This is a genomic window from Thioclava sp. JE_KL1, assembly GCF_009296265.1.
Taxonomy (GTDB): domain Bacteria; phylum Pseudomonadota; class Alphaproteobacteria; order Rhodobacterales; family Rhodobacteraceae; genus Thioclava.
Genome location: NZ_WBJS01000004.1, coordinates 369,518 through 387,429 on the forward strand (window position 1 = coordinate 369,518; position 17,912 = coordinate 387,429).

The 17,912-nt window shown below is 63.2% G+C and carries 16 protein-coding genes and 1 tRNA gene; 5 read left to right on the top strand and 12 right to left on the bottom strand.

Translation table 11 applies throughout. The annotated features are described in order from the left end of the window. Positions 1-50: 50 nt before the first annotated feature. From F8R15_RS09615 to F8R15_RS09630, 4 genes are all read right to left on the bottom strand, one after another. The gene (locus F8R15_RS09615; protein ID WP_152844418.1) at positions 51-656 is read right to left on the bottom strand and encodes a hypothetical protein; all 606 of its coding nucleotides are present in this window, start codon (positions 654-656) and stop codon (positions 51-53) included. A 26-nt stretch (positions 657-682) separates the two neighbouring features. Further along, positions 683-3,100: a calcium-binding protein gene (locus tag F8R15_RS09620; RefSeq protein ID WP_152844419.1), complete on the bottom strand. Its 2,418-nt coding sequence runs from the start codon at positions 3,098-3,100 to the stop codon at positions 683-685. Between the two features lie 284 nt (positions 3,101-3,384). After that, entirely contained in the window at positions 3,385-4,785 is a 1,401-nt protein-coding gene (locus tag F8R15_RS09625; RefSeq protein WP_152844420.1) for a surface lipoprotein assembly modifier, read from the bottom strand. Positions 4,786-4,861: 76 nt separating this feature from the next. After that, positions 4,862-5,059: a hypothetical protein gene (locus F8R15_RS09630; RefSeq protein ID WP_078550005.1), complete on the bottom strand. Its 198-nt coding sequence runs from the start codon at positions 5,057-5,059 to the stop codon at positions 4,862-4,864. A gap of 215 nt (positions 5,060-5,274) precedes the next feature. On the opposite strand from F8R15_RS09630, the gene F8R15_RS09635 reads away from it, so the two are divergent. Continuing rightward, complete coding sequence (locus tag F8R15_RS09635; RefSeq protein ID WP_078520910.1) at positions 5,275-6,030, top strand: Crp/Fnr family transcriptional regulator; 756 nt, start codon at positions 5,275-5,277, stop codon at positions 6,028-6,030. A 6-nt stretch (positions 6,031-6,036) separates the two neighbouring features. On the opposite strand, the gene F8R15_RS09640 is transcribed toward F8R15_RS09635, so the two are convergent. Next, positions 6,037-6,768, bottom strand: coding sequence for a Crp/Fnr family transcriptional regulator (locus tag F8R15_RS09640; protein ID WP_152844421.1), 732 nt, complete (start codon positions 6,766-6,768; stop codon positions 6,037-6,039). Between the two features lie 211 nt (positions 6,769-6,979). Beyond that, the gene (locus F8R15_RS09645; RefSeq protein WP_172976198.1) at positions 6,980-7,519 is read right to left on the bottom strand and encodes a Hint domain-containing protein; all 540 of its coding nucleotides are present in this window, start codon (positions 7,517-7,519) and stop codon (positions 6,980-6,982) included. A gap of 173 nt (positions 7,520-7,692) precedes the next feature. Between F8R15_RS09645 and F8R15_RS09650 the strand changes: the two genes are divergently transcribed. From F8R15_RS09650 to tig, 3 genes are all read left to right on the top strand, one after another. Next, positions 7,693-7,776, top strand: a tRNA-Leu gene (locus F8R15_RS09650). A gap of 119 nt (positions 7,777-7,895) precedes the next feature. Further along, a complete protein-coding gene (locus tag F8R15_RS09655; RefSeq protein ID WP_152844423.1) occupies positions 7,896-8,828 on the top strand; it encodes a hypothetical protein in 933 nt (310 codons plus the stop codon). A gap of 501 nt (positions 8,829-9,329) precedes the next feature. After that, positions 9,330-10,658, top strand: a complete 1,329-nt coding sequence (tig, locus tag F8R15_RS09660) for a trigger factor (protein ID WP_152844424.1) — start codon at positions 9,330-9,332, stop codon at positions 10,656-10,658. Between the two features lie 109 nt (positions 10,659-10,767). Here tig and F8R15_RS09665 read toward each other — a convergent pair whose 3' ends face one another. The 6 genes from F8R15_RS09665 to F8R15_RS09690 all read right to left on the bottom strand — a co-directional run bounded on the left by F8R15_RS09665 (position 10,768) and on the right by F8R15_RS09690 (position 14,828). Then, positions 10,768-11,058 (bottom strand): hypothetical protein, encoded by a 291-nt coding sequence (locus tag F8R15_RS09665; RefSeq protein ID WP_152844425.1) that lies wholly within the window; start codon positions 11,056-11,058, stop codon positions 10,768-10,770. 87 nt (positions 11,059-11,145) lie between these two features. Continuing rightward, positions 11,146-12,309, bottom strand: a complete 1,164-nt coding sequence (locus F8R15_RS09670; protein WP_152844426.1) for a YihY/virulence factor BrkB family protein — start codon at positions 12,307-12,309, stop codon at positions 11,146-11,148. 209 nt (positions 12,310-12,518) lie between these two features. After that, the gene (gene rplI / locus F8R15_RS09675) at positions 12,519-13,142 is read right to left on the bottom strand and encodes a 50S ribosomal protein L9 (RefSeq protein ID WP_078520923.1); all 624 of its coding nucleotides are present in this window, start codon (positions 13,140-13,142) and stop codon (positions 12,519-12,521) included. A gap of 12 nt (positions 13,143-13,154) precedes the next feature. Continuing rightward, positions 13,155-13,379, bottom strand: a complete 225-nt coding sequence (rpsR, locus tag F8R15_RS09680; protein ID WP_038073027.1) for a 30S ribosomal protein S18 — start codon at positions 13,377-13,379, stop codon at positions 13,155-13,157. A 22-nt stretch (positions 13,380-13,401) separates the two neighbouring features. Continuing rightward, a complete protein-coding gene (gene rpsF, locus F8R15_RS09685) occupies positions 13,402-13,755 on the bottom strand; it encodes a 30S ribosomal protein S6 (protein WP_078520924.1) in 354 nt (117 codons plus the stop codon). 206 nt (positions 13,756-13,961) lie between these two features. Continuing rightward, complete coding sequence (locus tag F8R15_RS09690) at positions 13,962-14,828, bottom strand: DUF1223 domain-containing protein (RefSeq protein ID WP_368731028.1); 867 nt, start codon at positions 14,826-14,828, stop codon at positions 13,962-13,964. A 284-nt stretch (positions 14,829-15,112) separates the two neighbouring features. On the opposite strand from F8R15_RS09690, the gene acnA reads away from it, so the two are divergent. Next, a complete protein-coding gene (acnA, locus tag F8R15_RS09695) occupies positions 15,113-17,863 on the top strand; it encodes an aconitate hydratase AcnA (protein WP_152844427.1) in 2,751 nt (916 codons plus the stop codon). Positions 17,864-17,912: the final 49 nt, after the last annotated feature.

Genomic DNA, 17,912 nt, shown 5'->3' on the forward strand with positions numbered 1-17,912 from the left:
CGGATCGCTCCGCCGGGCCTTTCCGGTACCACTGATGAAAGTGGGGGTGGTCAGGGCGTTTGCGTGGTGATGAACGCTCCGGTGAACGCATCGTTCGTCACCCCGTCATCAAGCGTGCCGTCTGCATAGCCAGCAATATTGTCGGGCAGCGTTGCTCCGCTCCCGCCGACGAATTCGCCGTCGAGCAAAATCGAGGTGGTGTAATCGGTGCCACCGTTGGAGAGCGTCCCATCGAGGCTGCCTCCGAAGGTATCGGCCGTCCCGACAACGCCGCTATCGGTGATCGTCCCGCCGGAAAGCGTAAGCGAGCCGGTATAGGCGTCCTTCGTCGAGTGCTGGAAATTCGTCGCCGAGCCGGTGACCGTCCCGCCCGAGAAATTCGCGTCGAGCGATAGCTCGCCGATTAACGTCCCGCCGCTGTCAAGGTCGCCCTTGACGTAACCGGTGTAGCTGGCCGTACCCGAATTCGGCACATCGTCGCGTCCGCCAGTCACATCCCCGGTACTCAGATCCACGACCCCAGCCGCCGCCGTATCGGCGCGCGCCACGAGTTCCGCATAGGTGGGGGCGGTGTTGACCGTGGTTCCGCTGCCGCCGCAGGCCGAGAGAGTGGCGGCCGCAGCCGCCAGTGCGATGAAAGTTACTTTGTAGTTCATTCGTATTGTCCTTCTAGAAACCCGGATCAGACGCTCACGAGCGTCATGTCGGCGACAAATTGATCGACGGTTGTGAAATCATCCTCGGTGATCAGGCTCACATCCACATCGCGCAGGATCATCCGGTCGTCACCTGCGGTGATTTGAGTGCCCGTCGTGCGGTAGCTGGTGATCTCGAGGTCGGCGAAGGTCAGCCCCCCGTCGAGTGCGATCATGTCGACCCCGTCTTCGAAGTCGTAGACGATGTCGAGCGTGGTGCCCTCTGCGAAGACGAACCCATCCGCGTCCAGACCGCCATAGAGACGATCGAGCCCGGCACCCCCGTCGAGCAGGTCGGTGCCCGCAAGGCCGTAGAGGATATCGTTTCCGCCCAGCGCCGTGATGATGTCGTCGCCCGGGGTCCCCATCAGCGTCTCGCTCGCATCGGTACCGATGATCTCGTTGGGGCCCGTTGTGCCCGGATCATCGCCCGCACCCGGGTTGGCCAGAAGGAAGTCTTCCTCCATGACGAGCCCTCCGCTCGGCCCGAGATCGCCCGCCACGTCGGTCAGCGTTGCGATCAGAACCGGCTCGGCGCCGATTTCGGCTCCATCCGTATCGAGGTAGATTTCAAGATTGGTCCCATTCACCACTTGCGAGATGTTGTCGGCAAAATTCGTGTCCGAGACGCCCAGACCGATCAGGCCGATCGCATCGGTGCCGACTTCGAAATCGCTGATCGTGCTCGCGGTCAGCGGCACGCCCTCGACCGAGGATCCGTAGCTGAGCACGAAGAGATCGGTGCCCGCGCCGCCCGTGAAGGCGTTCGAGCCGATCCCGACAAGGAAATCATTCCCGTCCGTGCCGACGACATCAGCCCCGACCGCGTAGGGCGTGACCAGCTCGTAATCCATCAGCAGCTCGGCGCTGTAGATCGTCGCGGGCTTGATGTCGCCCTTGATGTAGACCGCCATATCGAAGCCATCGGAATAGTTCATCCCGTTGACCGACACCTCGCCGGGCTTGTTCTGCCAGCCCGAGCTGACCGAGAGCGGCTGGGCGGGATAGCCCCAATCAAGCAGGTTGATCACCGTCTGGGTCTCTGCGCCGACCTCGTATTTCACCTCGTCATTGGTGGGAGGCGGCTCGTCGCTCGGGTCGATCGGGATCACCACCGAGGGCAGATCCTGCCCATATTTGTCGGTCTTCAGACGCCAGCGCGGACCGCTATCGGCATATTCGGTGCCATCTACGTTCAAGACCGGCTCGAAGGGTTCGCGGTCCATCGTGGTGTACCACGCGTTGGTGAAGCCCGCCGCCCCATCCTCGGCCCCGATCGTCGCGAGATCGCTCGCTGCCCATTGCTGCGCCAGAAGATCGTCGCGCAGGATCGTGCCCGCCTCGTAGAGCGTGCCATCCCCCGCATAGTAGTCATCGGCGGTGATCCAGACCTCACGGGCACCCTGCCCGTCAAGGTTGTAGTCCGGCACGATGATATATTCCGGCAACGTGCCGATCGCGGCCTCGTTCTCGAAATCCTCGGGACGGATCTGGTCGTTGGGGTTGTTGGTGATCGTGTGATGCACGACCAGCTCGGCCTCGGTCACGTGGTAGATGTTACGCAGCGAGGTGTAGGGGTTATACTCGCTCCACTCGTCGGGCAGGTCCATCGTCGCTTCAAGACGCACATCATTGGGCTTCTTGATCGTGTTACCCCAGCGATAGAGCAGCTTGCCGTCATCCTTCAGCGTCACCGAGTAGTCGCTGCTGACCGCGATATTGCTGTCGATCTCGGTCTCGTTGGCAGAGAGGATATCCTTGATGTCGACCTTGCCGTCACCATTGGTGTCGGTGATCGTGATGCCTTCATATTCTCCCTCGAGCAGGCCGCGCACCGACTTCCCATCATATTCACCGCCGACGATGAAAAGCTCGTCGTCGAGCGGATAGAGCGCCTCGGTATCCCCCGGGAAACGCTGGTCCGACAGGATGTTCTGCATCACGACGTAATGCTCGGTCGAGGCTTTCACCGTGTTGCCGCCCAGACCCGCGAGCCAAGTGCCGTAGACGGCGGGCGTCTTGAACGTGTCGGTGGGTGAATCCGAGATCACGAGACCTAGCTGATTGCCCTCGGAGTCGTAGATATCGCCCGCCCAACCCTCGGCATAGTCGCCATCGAGCTCTTTCTGCTCGGCATTCTGAAAATCACTGACGTAATAGCCGAATTCACTGTCGATCGGATAAAGCGTCACCCCCTCCTTGGTGATCTTGGTATCCTCGGGATCGTTCGGATCGTCGACGGTATCGAAGACCGCCTGCGGGTCTTCGGAGTTCCCGACCGTCATCCCGTCGAAGGTCACCGTGATATCCGCCGTGCTGAAAACATGCGACGAGCGGAACATCGGGTCGGTGTTCAGCGGTTCGTCCCAATCGTCGACGTTACCTGGGTCAATTTGTGTCGCCATATCTGCGTCCCCTCTATCCATATGAGCGAACCGATGACCCCTCAGGCACCTGCCCTCCCGTCATCCGCCGCGTCCCCACGTCAAATGGCGTCCAGTCAGGAAATAGAGACTTATCCCTCTGATTTCACTGCGAATTTACCGTCAGCCACGGATCACATTCCCGTGATCACTTCGTGATTCGCATTGATGTGTGTCAACGAAACCGAGAGGAGATGGGCAGCGTGGCCACTTAGTCGCAGAAATCGCAATATTTACAGATGAAAGCCCCGAACCGGGGCGTGAGGTCAGAAATTCGACCGCAGTCCGAGCCGCAATTTCACCTGCGAGCTGTCGTAGAAATCGACATTGGAGCGGGTCTCTTCGCCCTCCAGCCGCAGGGTCGGCGAGATGCCGTAGAATTCGAGCTTCGGGAACCCGAATTGCAGCGCCAGCCGCCCGCGCGTGTCGCGCCGTGCGCCGGGTCCGTAAAGCGTCGCGTCATAATCGCGTCGCTCCAGTTCCAGCGCCGCGCCGACGGTGACGGTCCCGGCCAGCGGCTTGGCGAAATCGTAAGACACGCCCGCAAGCATCGCCCGATGATCGATCTCGACCGCCTCCGAGGACGCGTCGCGCAGGGCAAAGGACAGCCCCAGCCGATCCCCTCCCTCAAGCCGCCGGTGATGGCTCAGGCTCGCGGTGACGACATTCGCCGAATTGCGGAAACTGTCGAGGCGCAACTGCCGTTCGCCAGAGAGCGTCACCTGCGTGAGCGAACGCCGCGGATCGCCCCACTGCGCGCTGCCCGAAACCCGCAGATAGTTGCTCAGATCGTCGCCGCCATACCAGTTCTTGCCCGCGAGAAGATCGAGGCGATAGCGCAACGGCGCATCGGCCGGGCTGAGCGCCTGCCCCAACGTCGCCTCGACCGCGCTAAACGCGTAATCCGAGCCACGCGCATCGGGCACCGAGTCCTTCGCATCGCCCGACAGGACCACCTGTTTGGTGTAGATCTGCGCCCCGAAACTCGCGGGCAACTCCCCAAACCCTGCAAATTTGTAGCGTGCCTTCAGCGACAGCGAAATCTCATAGCCCGACAGCGCCTTCGCATCGGGATTGAGCGTGAAGTCGATACCGCCGATATCGACGGTATCCGCGAGACTGCCATTGTTGACATTGCTGGACGCGCCCGCGTCGAAAGCTACGGAGAAGCTCCACGGATTGGCCGCGGACAGGACGCGATAGTCCCGCACGCTCGACGCGCGCACTGCATCATTGGGCGCCATTTCGATTGCGCGGCGTTGCCAGAGCTGGGCTGCGAACGGATGCCCGAGATCGTAGCTCGCCGCCGCCATCTCGACCGCGCTGACATATTTTTCCTGCTGCGTCCGGGCCTGCGCATTGGCGCGGGTCGCCGCCGCCTTCGCGCCTGCCGCGTCGCCCTGCCCGCGCAGCGCCCGCGCCAGCACGACAAGCGCGCCCACATCGTCTGGATTGCGCGCCAAGCGCGCGCGCGCCGCTGCCTCCGCCGCGGGCCAATCGCCCGACCGCAGCACCTGCAACAGCGCCGCGTCGGTGATAGCACCAGCGACGGGAGCCTCCGCGACCGCGGGACCGGGCCCCAAGACAAGCAGCAGGGCCATCGCCCCGCCACACAGAAAACGCCAGGCGCGCCGCAGTTTGCGCCCGTCGATATGGCCTTCGGTCATTGTCACCCCTTTGAGGTCGCGCGCCCCAGACAATGCGGGCGGCGAGATGCATCAGCCCCTCGCCGCCCGTGTCAGATTATTGCGACGCTTGCTCGCGCGAACGATCTTGCGTGTTCGTGTTGGTGTGCGTACCCGAGGTGTCCGTGGTGTCCGTCGAAGTGCCCGCCGGGGCCATCATAGCCTCATCGGTCATGTCGGACGCTGCCGGACCGGTCATCGTCTCGCAGCCAGCCAGAGCCGCAGTCACGCCAAGAATGATAAGCAGGTTTTTCATCTGTCTCTCCTTTGTTGCAAGATATTTTACCGTGACTGTTCAGCGTGATTCTTTGATGCCGATCAACGTGCTACCAGTGCCGCGCGATTTTTCCTGCAACTTCATGATGAGAGGCGCAGAAAAGAGCGGCACAATCCCGGCTTTTCGACCTCGTAGCTCTCGCATCCCGGTCTGACCCGGACTAGAATTCTTCCTGCGACAGGGAGAGGAGACGCATGAACGAGCATCCGAAGTCCGGACAGCCGGTCGAGATCGAGGGCGTGGTGGCGCAGGGCAAATTGCAGCGCCTGCTCGACGTACTCCCGGAGGATTTGCGCAGCGAGATGATGCCGCTCTGGCAAAGCATTCGCTTTTCGCCGGGCGATGTGCTGATCGAAGACGGCGAGGTCGCTGACCGGATCGGCTTCGTGACCGACGGGTTTCTCGCCATGTCGAAAACCCTGCAGGACCGGCACCGCCACATCATCGGGCTGATCACGCCGTCGGACATGTTCGGGCGCGCCTTCAACGGCCCCTCCGGCTACCGGATCGAGGCGCTCAGCGACGGGGCGGTTCTGACCTGCGACCGGCAGAAATTCGAAGCGATCATCGCCCGCTCGCATGAGGCGGAGCGGCTGTTCCTGCTGAGCATTCTCGACGAGCTCGACGCCGCGCGCGAGTGGGTGATGGTCTTGGGAAGCTCGAAAGTCGTTGAGCGGCTCGCCTCGCTCCTGATCATCCTGAGCCGCCACAAATACCGGACCCTGGAAGGCACCGCGCATGCGCCCATCCAGCTGAACCTGCATATCCATATCAAGCGGGTCGATATAGCGCATCTGCTGGGCACCTCGCCGGAATCGCTGAGCCGGGCGTTTCACCAGCTCGAGCGCACGGGCGCGATCCGGATCGTCACGCCTTACGATGTCGAGCTCGCCAATCTGGAGAGGCTTATCGAAATCTCGGGAAATTCGCTGGAGATGCGCGACGAGTGAGCGCGCTCACTGGTGCAGGATCTCCTCCAGGCCTTCGGACAGGGCCTCGAGGTCGTTCAGGCGGAATTGCCTAGCGTTCAGGATATCGATCAGCCCGTCTTTCTGGAACTGATGCAGCGAGCGGCTGACCGTCTCCTGCGTCGTGGCGATGAGATCGGCGATGTCCTGACGCGGCAGCAGCATCGTCAACACGCCACCCCCGTCAGGCAGGGCTTTCCAAGGCATGATACTGGGCGCCAGCAGCAGCAGCGCGCGCAGTCGGCTCGCAGGCCCATAGGCGCCCAGTAGCAAGCTCAACCGCCGCGCTTTCTCGGTCCAGTTTTCCGCCTGATGACACAGGGCCCGGCGCAATTCGGGCTCCTGCTCGATCAGCTGAGCGAAATTGGCCGCCTCGAACAGGCAAAGTTTGGTGTCGATCACGGCTTCGATCGCGGTGTCCCGCGTGCCCCGGATGATCTGACCGATGCTGTCGCCCGGAACGACGAGCCCGGTGATCTTGCGACGCCCCGCGAGCGAATGGCTCTGCATCCGCAACATGCCGCTCTGAACCAGCGCGATGTGGTGGCAGGAGACATCTTCCTCGCAAAGCCGGTCATTGGCCGCGACGGAGATCGTGCGCGCCCGTTGCGCGACCCGGGCGAGGGTTCGATCCGAGAGGGATCCGCACACGCCATGGTTACGTCCAGCGCAACCCGCGCAATGCAAGATCGCCTCTGCATTTCGCAAAGGTGCCGTCATCAAAATCTCCGAACAGATTTAACCACGCGTTTCGCAGCGAAACTGCGTACTCGTCCCCTAGTGCATAATAAGACTATGCAAATGACATATCATCCTGTCAACACAAGCGCGTGATCAGGTACATTTATGTCAAATCACTATCGTAGATGTGAGGAGACGACGCCTCGCAACCCTCTGAGACTTATGAAAATTGTCGGGAATTCCGCGTCGATCAGGCGTCGACGCTTGCCACTGCGGCAGCGATTTCCACACCATCGACATAGATCACTTCGGGCGTCTCGAATTCCAGCACGAAGAGCCGCGCGCGGCCTTGGCCGAGCGTGACATAGTGGCCGTCGACGACAGATTGTGCGGGCAGAAGCGCCTCACGCTTGCCGTAGATCACCTGCACCCGCCAGTCGCGCATCATCAGCTGCGCGCCCTGCGCAATCAGAAGCGGCGCCCCGGGCCGATCATGGCCAAGCGCGCCGGGCGAGATGCGGATCAGCGCGCCCACATAGTCGCCCGCCCGTAACGCCTTGAGTTTGCATGTCCCGCTGCGCGTCACGATCCGGTCGCCGGGTTCGAGAAACTCGATCGGGATGGCCCCGTCGAGCGTGTAGACCCGCGCCCCGGCGGCGATCCCCGCGCTGAGATCCAGCTTCGGCTTGCGCGCCTCGGTGGGCGCTGCGCGCTCTGTCACGTCCGGGCCAGCCGGACCCGGCAATGCGTGGCGTGGATTGGATTCGATGATCTGGCGGAGCATGGCCATGCCATCCCCCCGCCCTGGTGCCTGTCCCATGGCGATACCTGCTCTTGCCTACTCGTAACTTCGGCGTCTGACGCGCCTTTGGATAAAGGCTAACCCTCACCATCGCGTTAAGACGAGCAAAATCGCATCTTCCTCTTTCCGAGCCCGCAGGCTGTTGCTATTACGCCCCTGATGCGGGTGTGGCGGAACTGGTAGACGCACCAGATTTAGGTTCTGGCGCCTTTGGCGTGGGGGTTCGAGTCCCTTCACCCGCACCACTCCCCACTTGCGAAATATCACAAGATACCCTCGCCTTATCACGCGAGCGTGCTAATTTCGGATGGCTGCGCGGGCCCGGTACGCCCCCGCTTTGGTGACCGAAAGCGTGGGAGGCGTGATGGTCGAAGGCCCGCAAATGCCGCTCCGGCGGCCTGTCGAAGACGCGCCGGAGACCGGCTCGCACAGGCCCAATTCCAGCCACTCGCTCAGCCGCGACACGATTGCGGCCAATCCGAATTTCTTCGCCACACAGAAGGCCGTGGCGACGATGCTGCTCGACGTGCAGGCGCAGACGCCGCGGATTGCGCGGCACATGGCCTCGCATCGGCGCTGGCTCGTCAGCCAGACCAGTTTCGCGCTGGCGATGCGGGCGAAGACGGAGCCGGAGGCGCCTAAGCTGACGCCGGGACGACTTCTTGCGGCGCTGACGCCCCATGTCGAAATCAACCGCAAGACCCTGAGCCAGTATCTGGGTGAGATGGAGGTGCATGGCCTACTCGCCCCGCCCTCCGAGCACAAAGGCGACGGGCGCTTGCGGCCCGTCACCACCACGCTCATGGCCGAACAGGGGATGCGGCGCTGGTGCGAGGGGCATCTGCATTGCCTCGACATGCTCGACGGTGGCGCGCGGCTGGCAGCGGCGCGCAACGATCCCGATCTTCCCTTCGCGATGCAGCGGCACATGGTCGAGATCATCCGCGCCGATCCCGAATGGTGCGCGCCGCCGCCCTCGATGGCGCATTTCCTCGGCTCCGACACTGGCGGCATCCTGCTCCATGCGCTGATCCGCATGCTGACCGACCTGCGCGAGACCGACGGGCGCATCTATCTCGAGCCGGTCAGCATCGCCGCTCTGGCGGAGCAATTCCTGATTTCCGTCTCGAAGATCAAGCGCATGGTCCAGAAGGCCGAAGAGGCGGGCCACCTTGGGTGGGAATTGCCGCGCAGGCGGGGCCGGCTATGGCTCTCGCCCGAGTTCGTGCGCGACCATTTCCGCAGACAGGCGGTGAAGTTCGAATGCGTCGAGCGCGGCTGGCGCGCCGTCGCGTGAGGACGACAGAGCGGTTTTCCGGGCGCAACACGGGGCGCAAAGACGCGATCTGTCCGAAAATGACCGCTGAGTTTCAAACACTTCCGACTTAAAGTGGTCCTTCAGGGAGATCGTGACGTCTTCGCTTGGGCTCCGCAAACAAGGGGGCGGATCCGCCGAAGCGGAGAGAAATCACGACAACGCGCCGGCTCGGCGCAATCCCGGATTCGCGGCCGGGGCGACCATTGTGGGGTGGTGCGTCCCGGCTGCAACTTCCCTCCCGATCCGCCGCAGCCGCGCGCCGCACCTTGCGCCGCTTTGTCAGCGCCCGCCCTGCCCGCTCCCGATCCTGTGTTCCCGGCATCTCCTCGCACGCGCCCGCCCGCGCGCGTATTTCCCCGCCCGGAGGCCGCCCCGCAGCCCCTTTTCGCCTTGCCACCATGGCTGAGGCTCAATAGAAGGACGCCTGAAATTCGAGAACCGGCCGCGATCCGCGCGGCGCCCAGAGACAAAGGACAAACCATGCAGGTCACCGAGACCCAGAACGACGGCCTCAAGCGCGGCTACGAGATCACCATCACCGCCAAGGAACTCGACGAGAAGGTCACCGCGAAGCTTTCCGAAGCGCAGCCCGAGATCGAGATGAAGGGCTTCCGCAAGGGTAAGGTTCCGATGGCGATGCTGCGCAAGCAATTCGGCCCGCGCATCCTCGGCGAAGCGATGCAGGAATCGGTCGACGGCGCGATGAGCGAGCATTTCGAGAAAACCGGCGATCGCCCCGCGATGCAGCCGAAAATCGAGATGAAAGACGGCGAAGACTGGAAAGAGGGTGACGACGTGGTCGTGACCGTCGAGTACGAAGCGCTGCCGGAAATCCCGGATGTCGATCTGTCGGGCGTCAAGCTCGAGCGTCTGGTCGTGAAGGCCAACGAAGGCGAAGTGAACGAAGCGCTGGAAAGCCTCGCCGCGACCGCCAAGAACTTCGAGACCAAAGAAGGCAAGGCCGAGAACGGCGATCAGGTCGTGATCGACTTCGAAGGCTTCGTCGACGGTGAAGCGTTCGAAGGCGGCAAGGGCGACGGCTACCCGCTGGAAGTCGGTTCGGGTTCGTTCATCCCGGGCTTCGAAGAGCAACTCGTCGGCGCGAAAGCCGGTGACGACGTCGAAGTGACCGTGACCTTCCCGACCGAATACGGTGCGGAGCATCTCGCGGGCAAGGAAGCGCTGTTCAAGTGCAAGGTCCACGAAGTGAAGGCGCCGAAGGCTGCCGAGATCGACGACGAGATGGCCAAGCAGTTCGGCGCCGATGACCTCGCCGCGCTGAAAGCGCAGGTCGCAGAGCGTCTGGAAGCCGAGTACCAGGGTGCTGCGCGTCAGGTGATGAAGCGCGGTCTGCTCGACCAGCTCGACGATCAGGTGAAATTCGACCTGCCCCCCTCGCTCGTGGAAGCCGAGGCCAAGCAGATCGCGCACCAGCTCTATCACGAAGAGAACCCGGACGATCACGGCCATGACCACGGCGAGATCGAGACCACCGAGGAGCACAACACCCTCGCCGAGCGCCGCGTGCGCCTTGGCCTGCTGCTCGCCGAAATCGGTCGCAAGCAGGAGATCGAGGTCTCCGACGCCGAGATGACTCAGGCGATCATGAACCAGGCACGTCAGTACCCGGGTCAGGAGCGCGCCTTCTTCGAATTCGTGCAGCAGAACCCGCAGATGCAGCAGCAGCTGCGCGCGCCGCTCTTCGAAGACAAGGTCGTCGACTACATCGCTGGCGAAGCCAAGGTGGACGACAAGGAAGTCACCAAGGAAGAGCTGCAGAAAGAGATCGAGAAGCTCGACGAGCTGTGATCTTCGGACACTCTGCCCAGTAATAGCGAAGGCCGCCTCTCGGGGCGGCCTTTTGCGTTCGCGGAGGGGATGTGGCGCGGGGCGCGCCCGCCGTCATTCTCTTCCCGGCTCACTCCGCGGACGGTACTTTCAGGAATTTCGCGTTCGGGATCAGCGAGGGCAGATCGGTCGCGGTCGCCACCTCGCGCAGCTTCTGAGCCGCGCGATCCACCTGCAGGGACGCCGTGCGATCCGCCGCCGGATTGGCCGGTGCGACCCGGTCGTAAATCGCGGTGCGCAGCACCTCGCCCGCCGATGCGAGCCGGTCGCGCGCGCCTTCGGGATCGTGCAGGTACAGAAGTCCGCCCGTCACGAGGATCGTGTGGGTCAGCGCGAAGTGCAGGATCGATAACAGCCGCATGGCAGGGCCTCGTCAGGGTTGCTTGCCCGGACAGGATTCCCTGTAAAAACGGCGATTTTGAGGCTCGTTTTGCGCGCCCCGCCCCGCTCAGCGCTTGCGCGCGGGCGCAGGCGCCACCGCATCGGCGACCACGGCATTGCGTGCGCCCAAAGGACGTGGCGCGCCGATGGTGCTATCGTGCGCGGTCTGATGTTCGGCCTCGGAGTTGATCTCGGCCCCCAGAAGCACCGCCGTCGTCGAGAGCCAGATCCACATCATCAGCACTACCACCGCACCGATCGAGCCATAGGTGCTGGAGTAATTCGCGAAGTTCGAGGTGTAGAAAGAGAAGCCCGCCGAGACGATCAGCAGCAAGATCGACGCCGCAATCGCCCCCGGCACCACCCAGATCCAGCGCGGCGCGTTGCGTGCGGGCGCGTAGCGATAGAGCAGCATCAGCATCCCCACCAGCACCAGCGCCATCACGGGCCAGCGTCCCCAGCGCAGCACCGCATCCAGCGCCCCGCCCATCGGGATGTAGTCGAGCATCACGGGCAGCACGGCCGCCACGAGGATCAGCGCGCAGACCATGACAATCCCGGTGATCGTCATGCCCAGCCCGAAGGCGTTGAGCTGCACGAAGCTGCGCCGCTCCTTTTCGCCATAGGCCACGTTGAGCGCGCCGATCATCGCCTTCGCGCCGCCATTGGCCGACCATAGCGCCAGAAGGACACCGAAGATCGAGGCCAACCCGAGCGCGTTGGAACTGGACCCGATCAGCTGTTCCAACTGGTTGCGGATCAACGTCAGCGCCTCAGGCGGGATGACGTTCTTGAGCGCATCGAGATCCTGCAACATGGTCTGGCGGTCCGCAAAGATGCCGTAGATCGAGACGGTGGCGGTCAGGGCCGGGAACAGGGCGAGCAGCGCGTAGAAGGTCACGCCCGCGGCGACGGCCAGCACGCGGTCCTCGTCGATCTGACCGTAAGCGCGCTTGGCGATGGCCTTCCAGCCTGCGCGGGGGATATCGAACGGGCTTTCCGCCTGACGTCCCAGCGCGCGGTCGGCGGGCCGGTCATAGCGGTCGGTGCGGGTCGCGGGGACATGACGGGCGCTGCGGCCTTCCGTGGGCCCGTGGATCGCGGCCTGCCGATCGTCCTGATAGCGCCGCCACATGAGATAGGCGCCGAAGCCCAGAAGCCCCGCCTGCACGAGCCGGTCGCGTCGGCTCGATGCGTCATCGCGTGGGCCCTGCCCCGATCGTTTCGTCATGCATGTCCCCTGTTTTCAAAGCCCCGAGGGCCATTTAGGGGCCAACGCCGGATTGCGGCACGCGGTTCCGGGGTCTGCGCCGCACGTCGCGGCCCGACTATGTCATTAGACATATTTCAGCAGAACTACCCTGACAGGCAAGCATGAAAAAACCGCGCCCCGGAAGGCGCGGTTCTCTGTCTTTCGGACTGAAAGGTCGAAGCGACCGATCAGGCGTTGTTTTCGTCTTCGGCCGACTCGGGGGTGGCAACGGGGCCGCCCTCGTCGTCGTCGGAGGTCGCGCCGCCGATATCGTCGAACAGTTCGGCGATCTCGAATTCGGCTGCAGCCTCTTCCTCGGCCGCCACGTCCTGGATCGACTTGCCCGACGCTTGCAGTTCGGCCTCTTCGGGCGAACGTGCGACGTTGAGCTGGATCTCGGCGACGACTTCGGGGTGCAGGTGCACTTCGACGTCATGCAGGCCGAGAACCTTGATCGGCTGGCGGATGATGACCTGCTTGCGGTCCACCGAGAAACCCTGCTCGGAGGCGATGTTCGCCGCGTCGCGGGTGGTGACCGAACCGTAGAGGTTGCCGCCGTCCGAAGCCGAACGGATCACGACGAAGGTCTCGCCGTCGATCTTCGACGCCAGAGCTTCGGCTTCTTTCTTGGTTTCGAGGTTGCGGGCCTCGAGCTGCGCTTTGCGCTCTTCGAAGCTCTTGATGTTGGATTCGTTGGCGCGCAGTGCCTTGCCTTGCGGCAGCAGGTAGTTACGGCCGAAGCCGTCCTTGACGGTGACGACGTCACCCATCTGGCCGAGCTTGGCCACGCGTTCGAGAAGGATCACTTCCATCGGTCGGTCTCCTTATTTCACGGCGTAGGGGAGCAGGGCGAGGAAACGGGCGCGCTTGATCGCGCGGGCCAGTTCACGCTGCTTCTTCGCCGAAACGGCGGTGATGCGGGCGGGGACGATCTTGCCGCGCTCAGAGATGTAGCGCTGCAGAAGACGGGTGTCCTTGTAGTCGATCTTCGGCGCGTTCTCACCCGAGAACGGGCAGACCTTACGACGGCGGAAAAACGGTTTTGCCATGGTGTCTACTCCTGTCTACCGATCAACGGCGCTCGCGACGGTTGTCGCGTTCGTCACGTTTCTGCATCTGGACCGAGGGGCCCTCTTCGTGCTCGTCGACCTTGATGGTCAGGACGCGCATCACGTCGTCATGCAGACGGGCCAGACGCTCCATTTCCTGCACGGCTGCCGACGGGGCGTCGGTGCGCAGGTAGGCGTAGTGGCCCTTGCGGTTCTTGTTGATCTTGTAGGCCATGGTCTTCACGCCCCAGTATTCGGAATCGACGACTTTGCCGCCGTTGTCCGACAGGACCGTGGAGAAATGTTCGACAAGGCCTTCGGCCTGCGCGTTGGACAGATCCTGACGCGCGATGAGGACATGCTCGTAAAGCGGCATGCGAACTCCTGTATTTCGAGGCGGCTTCAAAGTTGGGCGTCTGACACTTCCGCAACCCAACACGAGAGGCTCCGCCGGTTCATAGCAAACGCGGAAGATGCGGCCTTATACGGGATGCGCGTCTGGATGCAAGGAAAAATCAGGGTGCCAAAGGGGCGATTGCGCCCTGCCCTGACGGGCTCGAGACGCAGCTCGACCCGGCCCGGTCAGTCGAGCTGACCTGCGGCGAGGATCGGACCGGGCAGCGGGCCGTTCTTGCTGGGGCGGGATTCCTGAACGATCACCACGGCGGGCGCGTCCCCGTCGAGATCGACCGAGAGCGTCACCGGCGCGCGCCCGTCCCATTCGGCGATGCCGGTCAGGCTGGTGACGATGTTCTTGTAGGTCACCGTGCGCCCGGCATTCTCGCCGCGCAGGATGTCCACCGTGGCGGAGGGCTTGTAGCGCACGAGCTGCACCATCGCGGGCGTCTCCAGCTTATCAACCGGGCTCAGCGCGATCTCGTAATGATCGCCCTTCCCCGTGATCTTCAGGTCGACCTCGGGATGGGCGTCGCTTTCGCGTGCGATGGCGGTATCGAGCGCCGCTTCCTGCGGCCCGATCAGGGCCTCGCGGCCCGCGATGATCATCTGCGGGGTGTAGACCGTGCGCTCGCCCGCGGCGATCGCATAGGATTTCTGCCGGGCGGAAAACTCAGGCTTTCCAAAGGGATCCTTCCAGCCGAGATAGTCCCAGTAATCGACATGCAGCGCCAGCGCGATCACATCGTCCCGATCCGTGAGCTCCTTGAGAAGCGCATCCGCCGGCGGGCAGGACGAACAGCCTTGCGAGGTATAAAGCTCGACCACGACCGGGTCGTGCTCGCCTTCGGTGTCGGGATCGGGCGCCACGGGGTTCGGCTTCGCGGGCGTGTCGGATTTCTCGGAGGCCATCTGGTCGAGAAGCGCCTCGGAGGCGTTGAGACGCATCCCGGGCGGCGCGTCGGCTGCCCCTTGGGCAGACGCAAATTCCGCAAAGCTTACCAGCCCTGCGGCGAAAGCAGCTCCCATCGCGGTCAAACGTCCTGCGCGCACTCGAAAAACACTCCTCACTTCGCCGTCTTTATACCTAGCGTTTCTGCTCAGACCATGCCTAATCAATGTTTTGAGAGATTTCTTTCTGTCCGGGCGCGCGAAACGATCATATGTCCAACGTATACGGCCCATGCGCGGTTCAAGATGACGCTGGGTCGCTCCAGTCGCGTGTTTTTGTGTGCAATGGTATACTAAAAATGCCCCGACCCTCTTGAACGGATCGCGCGCTTGGGGCAAACACACGCCAGCGACACCCTTAGGACCCTTGAAGGGAGGCCATTCTCATGCCCATCGTTACCGGTAAGGATACCGCAAAGACCCGCCGCGAACTCAGCGTCGGTTCGAAAACCTATGCTTATTACTCGATCCCCGCCGCCACCGAGGCTGGCCTGGGTGATTTCTCGAAGCTGCCCGCTTCGCTGAAGGTGGTTCTGGAGAACCTCCTGCGGTTCGAGGATAACGGCTTCACGATCTCGACCGACGACATCAAAGCCTTCGGCGAATGGGCCGAGCAAGGCGGCAAGAACCCGCGCGAGATCGCTTACCGCCCCGCCCGCGTGCTGATGCAGGACTTCACCGGCGTTCCGGCCGTGGTCGACCTCGCGGCAATGCGTGACGGCATCAAGGGCCTTGGCGGCGACGCACAGAAGATCAACCCGCTCGTGCCCGTCGACCTCGTGATCGACCACTCGGTGATGATCGACGAATTCGGCAACCCGCGCGCGTTCCAGATGAACGTCGACCGCGAGTACGAGCGCAACATCGAGCGCTACAAGTTCCTCAAGTGGGGCCAGACCGCGTTCGAGAACTTCCGCGTGGTTCCGCCGGGCACCGGCATCTGCCACCAGGTGAACCTCGAATATCTCGCCCAGACCGTCTGGACCGACAAGGATCAGGACGGCACCGAAGTCGCCTATCCCGACACGCTCGTCGGCACCGACAGCCACACCACCATGGTCAACGGCGCGGCCGTTCTCGGCTGGGGCGTGGGCGGCATCGAAGCTGAAGCCGGCATGCTCGGCCAGCCGATCTCGATGCTGATCCCCGAAGTCGTGGGCTTCAAGCTGACCGGCGCCATGGTCGAAGGCACCACCGGCACCGACCTCGTGCTGAAAGTCGTCGAAATGCTCCGCGCCCACGGCGTGGTCGGCAAGTTCGTTGAATTCTACGGCGACGGCCTCGACAACCTGCCGCTGGCTCAGCGCGCGACCATCGCCAACATGGCGCCCGAATACGGCGCGACCTGTGGCTTCTTCCCGGTCGATGACGAGACGCTGCGCTATCTCGAGCAGACGGGCCGCGAGAAGGACCGCATCGCGCTGGTCGAAGCCTATGCCAAGGAAAACGGCATGTGGCGCGACGCGGATTACGCGCCGGTCTACTCCTCGACGCTCGAGCTGGACATGAACACCATCGTTCCGGCGATCTCGGGTCCGAAGCGTCCGCAGGACTACGTCGCGCTGACCAACGCCGCCGACGCGTTCGAAGGCGTGGTTGCCGATTACCGTGGCATCGACATCTCGTCGGAAGCCAAGAACATGGCCGCCGAAGGCCCGATCGCGACCAAATCGGTCACCATCGGCAAGACTGCCAAGGTCGAGGGCGAGGATTACGAACTGCGCGACGGTTCGGTGGTGATCGCCTCGATCACGTCCTGCACCAACACCTCGAACCCCTATGTGCTGATCGGCGCGGGTCTCGTGGCGCGCAAGGCGCGTGAACTGGGCCTCGACCGCAAGCCGTGGGTGAAGACCTCGCTGGCGCCTGGCTCGCAGGTCGTGTCGGAATATCTGGAAGCCGCTGGCCTTCAGGAAGATCTCGACGCGGTCGGCTTCAACCTCGTGGGCTACGGCTGCACCACCTGTATCGGTAACTCGGGTCCGCTCCAGCCGGAAATCTCGAAGGCGATCAACGACAACGACCTGATCGCGACCTCGGTGCTCTCGGGCAACCGGAACTTCGAAGGCCGGATCTCGCCCGACGTGCGCGCCAACTACCTCGCGTCCCCGCCCCTCGTGGTGGCCTACGCGCTGGCCGGCGACATGAACATCGACCTGTCGAGCGACCCGATCGCGCAGACGCCGGACGGCAAGGACGTCTACCTGAAAGACATCTGGCCCTCGGACAAAGAGATCGCCGATCTCGTCGAGAAGGTCGTCACCCGCGAGAAGTTCATCGAGAAATACGCCGATGTCTTCAAAGGCGACGAGAAGTGGCAGGGCGTGGAAGTCGAAGGCGGCGAAACCTATGACTGGCCGCCGCAGTCGACCTACATCCAGAACCCGCCCTACTTCAAAGGCATGTCGCCGGAAGCCGGCACGATCTCGAACATCAAGGACGCGGGTATCCTCGCCGTGCTGGGCGATTTCGTGACCACCGACCACATCTCGCCCGCGGGTTCGTTCAAGCCCGACACCCCGGCCGGGAAATACCTGGTCGAGCGTCAGGTCGCGCCGAAGGACTTCAACAGCTACGGTTCGCGCCGTGGTAACCACGAAGTCATGATGCGCGGCACCTTCGCCAACATCCGCATCAAGAACGAGATGCTGGACGGCGTCGAGGGCGGCTACACCAAGGGCCCCGATGGCGAGCAGACATCGATCTTCGACGCGGCGATGGCCTATGAGAAAGCCGGCAAGCCGCTGGTGATCTTCGGTGGCGAGCAATACGGCGCAGGCTCCTCGCGCGACTGGGCGGCGAAGGGCACCAACCTGCTCGGCGTCAAGGCCGTGATCGCGGAAAGCTTCGAGCGTATCCACCGCTCCAACCTCGTCGGCTTCGGCGTGATCCCCTTCGAGTTCACCGAAGGCCAGACCCGCAAGGATCTGAACCTCACCGGTGAGGAAGAGGTCTCGATCGAAGGTCTCGAAGGCGAAATCAAGCCGCAGTCGATCGTGCCTTGCACCATCACCTACAAGGACGGCACCACCAAGGAGATCAAGCTCAAGAGCCGGATCGATACCGCGGTGGAGATCGAATACCTCAAGAACGGCGGCGTGCTGCACTACGTGCTGCGCAACCTCGCCAATGCCTGAGGCTGACGGTCACGAGATTGGAGAAGGCCCCGCGAGCGCGGGGCCTTTT

Coding starts and splice junctions, on each gene's coding strand:
- F8R15_RS09670 (WP_152844426.1), bottom strand. CDS start 12,309: ATGACGAAACGATCGGGGCAGGGCCCACGCGATGACGCATCGAGCCGA.
- F8R15_RS09645 (WP_172976198.1), bottom strand. CDS start 7,519: ATGGCCATGCTCCGCCAGATCATCGAATCCAATCCACGCCACGCATTG.
- F8R15_RS09625 (WP_152844420.1), bottom strand. CDS start 4,785: ATGACCGAAGGCCATATCGACGGGCGCAAACTGCGGCGCGCCTGGCGT.
- F8R15_RS09615 (WP_152844418.1), bottom strand. CDS start 656: ATGAACTACAAAGTAACTTTCATCGCACTGGCGGCTGCGGCCGCCACT.
- rpsF (WP_078520924.1), bottom strand. CDS start 13,755: ATGCCGCTTTACGAGCATGTCCTCATCGCGCGTCAGGATCTGTCCAAC.
- F8R15_RS09655 (WP_152844423.1), top strand. CDS start 7,896: ATGGTCGAAGGCCCGCAAATGCCGCTCCGGCGGCCTGTCGAAGACGCG.
- F8R15_RS09635 (WP_078520910.1), top strand. CDS start 5,275: ATGAACGAGCATCCGAAGTCCGGACAGCCGGTCGAGATCGAGGGCGTG.
- F8R15_RS09640 (WP_152844421.1), bottom strand. CDS start 6,768: ATGACGGCACCTTTGCGAAATGCAGAGGCGATCTTGCATTGCGCGGGT.
- rplI (WP_078520923.1), bottom strand. CDS start 13,142: ATGGAAGTGATCCTTCTCGAACGCGTGGCCAAGCTCGGCCAGATGGGT.
- F8R15_RS09620 (WP_152844419.1), bottom strand. CDS start 3,100: ATGGCGACACAAATTGACCCAGGTAACGTCGACGATTGGGACGAACCG.
- F8R15_RS09665 (WP_152844425.1), bottom strand. CDS start 11,058: ATGCGGCTGTTATCGATCCTGCACTTCGCGCTGACCCACACGATCCTC.
- rpsR (WP_038073027.1), bottom strand. CDS start 13,379: ATGGCAAAACCGTTTTTCCGCCGTCGTAAGGTCTGCCCGTTCTCGGGT.
- F8R15_RS09630 (WP_078550005.1), bottom strand. CDS start 5,059: ATGAAAAACCTGCTTATCATTCTTGGCGTGACTGCGGCTCTGGCTGGC.
- acnA (WP_152844427.1), top strand. CDS start 15,113: ATGCCCATCGTTACCGGTAAGGATACCGCAAAGACCCGCCGCGAACTC.
- tig (WP_152844424.1), top strand. CDS start 9,330: ATGCAGGTCACCGAGACCCAGAACGACGGCCTCAAGCGCGGCTACGAG.